This is a genomic window from Pararhizobium mangrovi, from assembly GCF_006516965.1.
Classification (GTDB): Bacteria; Pseudomonadota; Alphaproteobacteria; order Rhizobiales; family Rhizobiaceae; genus Pararhizobium_B; species Pararhizobium_B mangrovi.
In genome coordinates this window covers 35269-41861 of the sequence record NZ_VHLH01000034.1, presented here as the reverse complement: position 1 = coordinate 41861, position 6593 = coordinate 35269, and the positions used below count along the sequence as shown (strand labels likewise).

Below are 6593 nucleotides of genomic sequence, written 5' to 3'. Positions count from 1 at the left end.
CGCCATGGCCGTCAGGGCTTTTTCGGGATGTTTGCCTTTTGTTTTCACCGGTAGCCCAACTTGCCGCCCCACATTTCGACCATCATCGTGATGTGGATTTCAACGAATTGCAATGGATGGCGCTGGTCAAGGGTTCAAAAACATGATACTGAAATCAAAGCGTTAATTAGACGTGTCTGGACTAGGCTGGCCGCTCGTCGGGCTGTCACCCTCTCCGCCATTTTGCTTCGTTAAGTTTCCGTCATTGAGGGTTAGGTTCTGCGCGCTGCCCTTCCAGTCCTCCGCAACTGCCTGCGACGCCACCGTTATGAAGCGATTGCCTTTTCGACCAAGGCTACTGTGAGCGCAACCTGCCGATCGATCGCAACGTTGTCGTCGGTTTCGGTGAGGCGCCAATAGCTCCAGGTCGCGTTGACGAGCGTGTAAAGGCTGATACCGAGATCGAAGAGCGCGGCCTTTTTCCAGCGTGAACCCAGGCGTTGAAGAAGGCGGACATAGGTCATCGCGAACATGCGCGAGTGATCGCGGGCGATGCACAGAAGGTCCTCGTAGTAATAGGATGCGTCGACGATGGTGCGATCGAGGCCGATTCCCAGCTGGTAGCTCCAGGTATCGCGAACGAGCCTGTCGATGCCCTCGCGCCACGTTTCAAGCGTGATCTGTTCGGCGCCTTTTTCGAGGAAGGCGCGCACCATTTCGAGCTTTTCCTCGTAGATCTCGGCAATGATCGCCTCCTTGTTCGGGAAGTAATCATAGATCGAGCCGATGCGCACGCCGGACTCTTCCGCGATCGCATTCGTCGTGATTCCCCTGATCCCGCGCTGGCGCATCACCTCGTGTGCGGCATCTTTGATGCGGGCCTTGACCTTGCGGGAGCGCACCTGAACGGGGCGGCGCTTGGTCGGCGTGGTCTTGGCAACCATGGCGTTCTCCTGTGACCCACGCGATGCCCGACACGAGCGACAAAATCAACTGCACAAAATTTGGGCTTGAATACGAAATGAACACGAGCGATCATTCGGATTAGGGCGCGACCTGCGGATGGAACTCATTGACGCGCACGCCATCGCCCTCACTCAAAAAAGGGGAACTTCGATGCTAGATCGCCGCCAATTCCTCCTCGGGTCCACGGCCGTGTTCGGTGCGCTCGCGTTAACCGGTATCGTGCCCGCTCTCGCCCAGTCCGGAAAGGTGGCGCATATGCGCCTCACCATCGATCCGGAAGGGCTCTACAACGTCCAGAGCATCTCGCTCGTCGTCAGCGACGTGCTTGGCAACTACCTTGTCGAGTCGCTCGTCTATCTGGACGAGGACGGCAAGGCGCAGCCCTGGCTCGCCAAATCGTGGAACGTCGCCGACGACGGCAAGACGGTCACTTTCAAGCTGAAGGACGGAAAGACTTTCCACGACGGTACCAAGTTCGATGCGGCGGCCGTCAAGTTCCACTTCGACACGATCATGGACCCGCAGTCCGCCTCGCCGTCCAAGGGCATGATCGAGCCACTGTCGAAGGTCGAGGCGCCCGACGGTGAAACGGTCGTCTTCCATTTCTCCAAGCCTTTCGCGCCGTTCATCAATCTCATGGCCCTTTCGTATTTCGGCTTCAATTCGCCGACGGCGGTGAAGAAGGAAGGCGATTCCTACGCGCGCAACCCGGTCGGAACCGGACCGTTCATGTTCGACAACTGGGTGCCGGGCACGCGGATCGAACTCAAGCGGTTCCCGGATTTCAAACAGTACCGCCCCGATGCGAAGAACCAGGGCCCGGCACACCTCGACGGCGTCGTTCTCGACGTGCTCGCCGAGGAAGGCGTGGTGACCTCGGCGCTACAGACCGGCGAGTTGCAGGCGGCCGAACTAACGGCCGATGCCATCCTTCCGCTGAAGGGCGATCCGCAATTCGAGATCACGACGGACAAGAACGCCAAGAACCTGATGTTCCTGGAGTTCGACTACAAGAAGCCGCCCTTCAACGATCACGATTTTCGTGACGCACTGAGCTACGCGATCGATCGCGAATCGGTTCTGGCAGCCGCTTACGGCGGAAACGGCAAGATCGCGCTCGGCCCGCTGTCGCGCGGCATTCCGGGCTACGACGACAGCGTCGCCCAGAAATACGGCACCCCCTACGATCCGGAAAAGGCGAAGAGCCTGCTCGACGCCGCCGGATGGAAGGAAGACGGGGGCGTGCGCGCCAAGGACGGCAAGAAGGCGCAGTTCTCGGTGCTGAGCTACGCCGGCAGCACGACGGAGCGTGCCCTCGCGGTGATCCAGGCGAACTTCGCCGATGTCGGCGTCAAGGTCGACGTCAGCACGTCTGACTGGGGATCGTTCTATCCACGGCTCCTGAAGCCGACCTGGGACATGGACCTCAATCGCTGGACGTGGCCGGACCCGAACGTGATGTCGCAGCTTTTCCGTTCGCCCGGCCATCGCCAGCTTCTGCGGGCCGATCCGTCGATCGACGAGCCGCTCGACAAGGCGGACACCACGCTCGATACGAAGAAGCGGATGCAGTATGTCAGCGACGCGCAGAAGGCGATCCTGGAGGATCGTAGGATCGTGCCGCTGATCACCGACTGGCCGATCACCGTCGTTCGCGAGGAGCTTGAGAACTACCGCCTCGACTTCACTGGGCGGCTCTACTCCGCCGACCTCGACATCGCGGCGTAGGACCCGATGGCCCAATATGTCGGGCGGCGCCTGCTGCTCCTGGTTCCGGTCATCCTCGGTATCCTTCTGGTGACGTTCCTGATGAAGGCGCTGATCCCGACCGATGCGGTCACGGCCATGTATCAGGGGCAGCTTTCGGGCAAGTCGGCCGAAAAGGCGATCGCGGCACTGCAGGCGAAGTATCATCTCGACCTGCCGTGGTATCGTCAGCTCTGGTTCTATCTGAGCGATCTCGCGCACGGGAACCTCGGCGAATCCGTCCGGCTCCACAAGCCGGTGAGCGCGGTGATCGGATACCGCTACCTGAATACGATCATGCTGACGGGCGCAGCTCTCGCGATCGCGCTCGTCCTCGGGCTCACGACCGGGATCGTCGCGGCCGCGAAACGCAATACCTGGCTCGACGTCACGGCGACGACGATCGGCCTTTTCGGCATCTCGATGCCGGCCTTCTTTTTCGGGCTTCTCCTGATCCTCGTCTTTTCCGTATGGCTGCGCATCCTGCCGGTCGTCCCGCACGGGCCGCTCGCGATCGTCCTGCCGGCCTTCGCGCTCGGGATCATCGAGGCGGCGCCGCTCTCGCAGGTCACGCGCAGCAGCATGATCGACGTGATGCGGCGCGACTACATCCAGGCAGCCCGGGCGCGCGGGGCAAGCGAACTCGCGCTCACCATTCGCCACGCGCTGCCGAATGCGCTGATCGTCGTTCTCACGATCGTCGGCCTGCAGATCGGCAATCTCCTCGGCGGTGCCTTCATCGTCGAGACGATCTTTTCCTGGCACGGGATCGGCGAACTCGCGGTCAACGCCATCCAGTGGCGGGACTTCGCCCTCACGCAGGCGATCATCCTCGTCAGCGCCGCGACCTATCTCATGGTCAATCTCGTTGCCGATCTTCTCTATGCCTGGCTCGATCCCCGCGTGGAGTTGACGGCATGACGGTCGCGGGCTTCGACGAAGAAATCACTGTTATTCCGCGCTGGCGACGGATCGGCGGCCATATGCTGCAAAGCCGGGCCGCCTGCGTCGGGGCAACCATCCTCCTCATCCTCTTCGTGCTCGCCCTCTTCGCACCCTGGATCGCACCCTACGATCCCTTCAAGATCGATCCGATCCACCGGTTGGCCGCACCGTCCGCCGCGCATTGGATCGGAACCGACGAGGTCGGCCGCGATCTCGCAAGCCGCATCATCTACGGCACGCGATACTTCCTGCTGATCTGCCTCGTCACCGCTGCGATCTCCTCCTCGATCGGCACGCTTCTCGGACTGCTCGCCGGTGCCGGCTCACCGCTCGTCGACGGCGTCATCATGCGCTTCATCGATATCCTGCTCGCCTTTCCGTATATCCTGATGGTGCTCGTGGTGGTGGCGGTCGCCGGTCCGAGCCTCTGGACGGGCATGGTCGCCGTCGGCATCGCCGGCATTCCGGGCTATGCGCGGCTCGTACGAAGCACGGTGCTGACCGTGCGGCAGGAGGACTACGTCACCGTCGCGCGCGCACTCGGCGCAAGCCGCCGCGAGATCCTCTTCGGAACCATTTTGCCGAACGTCCTGTCGCCGCTGATCGTCTATCTCGCCTTCGCAACGCCTCTTTCGGCGCTGATCGCCTCGGCCTTGTCCTTCGTCGGCCTCGGCGCGCAACCACCCGCACCCGAATGGGGAGCGATGCTCGTCAATTCGCGCACCTACCTCTTTTCCGCATGGTGGGCCGTCGCGGCACCGGGTCTTGCGCTTTGCATCTCGATCTTCGGGATGAACATCCTCGGCAACGGGCTGCGCGACGTTCTCGATCCGAGGAACGCATAGATGGTCACGACAACGCACGACGATCGGCATGGCACGGCTGGTTCCGCCGACGACCTTCTCGCCATTCGTGGCCTTCGAACGGAGTTCGGCACCGGCGACCGGACGGTGCGTGCCGTACGCGGCGTCGATCTCTCGATCGCACGTGGCGAGATTCTCGGTCTCGTGGGAGAATCCGGCTCGGGCAAGTCCGTCCTTGCCAGTTCGATCCTCCGGCTGATCCGCCCGCCCGGCCGGATCGCGGCCGGCGAGATCGTCTTCGACGGACGCGACGTACTGGCGATGAACACGCGCACGCTCTCGCGCTGGCGCGGCCGGGACATCGGCATCGTCTTCCAGCAGCCTCAGGGGTGCCTGAACCCGGTGCGACGGATCGGCTGGCAGGTCGCCGAGCCGCTGCGCCTGAAGAAAGGGCTCGGCCGCAGAGCCGCATGGGATGAGGCCGTCCAGCTTCTCCGCTCGGTCGGCATTCCATCTCCGGAAAGCAAGGCACGCGCCTATCCGCACCAGGTTTCCGGCGGCCAGGCGCAGCGCGTGATGATCGCGATCGCGCTTGCCCTGCGTCCCAAACTGCTGATCGCCGACGAGCCGACGACCGCGCTCGACGTGACGATCCAGGCACAGATCCTCGAACTCCTGCGCGACAGTTGCCGCACGCACGGCACATCGCTGCTCTTCGTTACGCACGATCTCGGCGTGATCGCGAAACTCGCCGATCGAGTGGCGGTCATGTATGCGGGTAATATCGTCGAAACCGGCTCGGTCGGCGGCATTCTCGAAAGCCCGCGCCACCCATATACACGCGGTTTGATGGACGCCGCGCCGCGCCTTCGAAGCAGCGAAGGCGAGCGCCTGCGCGATATCCCCGGCAGCATCCCGAACCTCGCCCGGCCGATTCCCGGCTGCCCGTTCGCACCCCGATGCGGTCTTCGCAAGGAACTGGAGCTCGACCGGTGCGACCGCGAGATGCCTCCCTTCGTCCAGTCCGCGGAGCGCCATGCGGTCCGCTGCTGGGGTCTGCCGGAGATGAGGACTGCGAATAGAACGAACGCGGCGGCGCCGGAGCGGGAGATCGTTCGATGACGACGCCACCACTACTGGACGTCGAAGGGCTGCACGTCCGCTACCCGGTCAGCCGGGACGTTTTCGGGCGGCCGACCGGCCATGTGAGCGCGGTCGACGGTGTCGACTTCACGCTGGAAAACGGCGAGACGCTCGGGCTCGTCGGAGAGTCGGGATGCGGGAAAAGCACGCTCGGTCGCGCTGTCGTCGCGTTGGAACCCGCAGCCGAAGGCACGGTCCGCTTCCGCGGCTATGATTTCGCGAGGCTGAGCGACGACGAACTGAAGCAGCAGCGCCGCTTCGGGCAGTTCATCTTCCAGAACCCGCGCACGAGCTTCGATCCCCGCCGAAGCGTCGGCGCGTCGGTGCGCATGGCGCTCGATATCCAGCGCCTGTTCCGTCCGCGTGAGCGCGACGAAGCGGTCGCCGAGATTTTTCGCAAGGTGGGGCTCGGCCCGGAGCACCGCGCGCGCTATCCGCACGAGCTTTCCGGCGGCCAGTTGCAGCGCATCGGCATCGCACGTGCGCTCGTTCTCCAGCCGCAGCTCATCGTCTGCGACGAACCGGTTTCAGCACTCGACGTCTCGGTGCAGGCGCAGATCCTCAACCTTTTGAAGGATCTGCGCGGCGAATTCGATCTGGCGCTTCTCTTCGTTTCGCACAATCTCGCGGTCGTCGAATACATCGCCGATCGTGTGGCCGTAATGTATTACGGGCGCATCGTGGAGATCACGTCGAGGCGTCGCCTGTTCGACAATCCGCTGCACCCCTATACGCACGCACTGCTCGAATCCGTGCCGTCGATGGATCTCGCCCATCGCGACGACCCGGCACCGAAGCTCGGCGACCCGCCCGATCCGACGCACCTTCCCTCCGGCTGCCGCTTCCGCAACCGGTGCCCGCGCGCCTTCGACCTGTGCCGGGAAGCGGATCCGGAAACCGTCGAGGTCGAACCCGGACACGCGGTCGCCTGCTGGGCCGTTCGCGGCGTCGACCGGGCCCGCGCCCGCGAGACATCCGCCACGATAACAAAGACCGAGGAGACGACCTGAC

The 6593-nt window shown here is 63.4% G+C and carries 6 protein-coding genes; 5 read left to right on the top strand and 1 reads right to left on the bottom strand.

Annotated features, from left to right (window positions below; genetic code table 11):
• Nucleotides 1-305 precede the first annotated feature (305 nt).
• Nucleotides 306-923 carry a TetR/AcrR family transcriptional regulator gene (locus tag FJU11_RS15765; protein WP_141168035.1) on the bottom strand — a complete coding sequence of 206 codons (618 nt, stop codon included), beginning with the start codon at nt 921-923 and terminating at the stop codon, nt 306-308.
• Between the two features lie 172 nt (nt 924-1095).
• Here FJU11_RS15765 and FJU11_RS15760 point away from each other — a divergent pair, with 172 nt between their 5' ends.
• The 5 genes from FJU11_RS15760 to FJU11_RS15740 are packed head-to-tail and all read left to right on the top strand — an operon-like array spanning nt 1096 to nt 6592.
• Nucleotides 1096-2673, top strand: coding sequence for an ABC transporter substrate-binding protein (locus FJU11_RS15760; protein WP_181408214.1), 1578 nt, complete (start codon nt 1096-1098; stop codon nt 2671-2673).
• A 6-nt stretch (nt 2674-2679) separates the two neighbouring features.
• On the top strand, nt 2680-3612 hold the full coding sequence (locus FJU11_RS15755; protein ID WP_141168033.1) for an ABC transporter permease: 933 nt from the start codon (nt 2680-2682) through the stop codon (nt 3610-3612).
• Complete coding sequence (locus FJU11_RS15750; RefSeq protein ID WP_141168032.1) at nt 3609-4481, top strand: ABC transporter permease; 873 nt, start codon at nt 3609-3611, stop codon at nt 4479-4481. The genes FJU11_RS15755 and FJU11_RS15750 overlap by 4 nt, the downstream gene beginning before the upstream one ends.
• Nucleotides 4482-5561 carry an ABC transporter ATP-binding protein gene (locus tag FJU11_RS15745; RefSeq protein ID WP_141168031.1) on the top strand — a complete coding sequence of 360 codons (1080 nt, stop codon included), beginning with the start codon at nt 4482-4484 and terminating at the stop codon, nt 5559-5561. It begins immediately after the preceding gene.
• Nucleotides 5558-6592 carry an ABC transporter ATP-binding protein gene (locus tag FJU11_RS15740; RefSeq protein WP_141168030.1) on the top strand — a complete coding sequence of 345 codons (1035 nt, stop codon included), beginning with the start codon at nt 5558-5560 and terminating at the stop codon, nt 6590-6592. Before FJU11_RS15745 ends, FJU11_RS15740 begins: the two co-directional genes overlap by 4 nt.
• The last annotated feature ends 1 nt before the right edge of the window (nt 6593 follow it).

What these genes read in the sequence shown, in the direction of transcription:
- FJU11_RS15760 (WP_181408214.1), top strand. Translation starts at nt 1,096, where the DNA reads ATGCTAGATCGCCGCCAATTCCTCCTCGGGTCCACGGCCGTGTTCGGT.
- FJU11_RS15745 (WP_141168031.1), top strand. Translation starts at nt 4,482, where the DNA reads ATGGTCACGACAACGCACGACGATCGGCATGGCACGGCTGGTTCCGCC.
- FJU11_RS15755 (WP_141168033.1), top strand. Translation starts at nt 2,680, where the DNA reads ATGGCCCAATATGTCGGGCGGCGCCTGCTGCTCCTGGTTCCGGTCATC.
- FJU11_RS15740 (WP_141168030.1), top strand. Translation starts at nt 5,558, where the DNA reads ATGACGACGCCACCACTACTGGACGTCGAAGGGCTGCACGTCCGCTAC.
- FJU11_RS15750 (WP_141168032.1), top strand. Translation starts at nt 3,609, where the DNA reads ATGACGGTCGCGGGCTTCGACGAAGAAATCACTGTTATTCCGCGCTGG.
- FJU11_RS15765 (WP_141168035.1), bottom strand. Translation starts at nt 923, where the DNA reads ATGGTTGCCAAGACCACGCCGACCAAGCGCCGCCCCGTTCAGGTGCGC.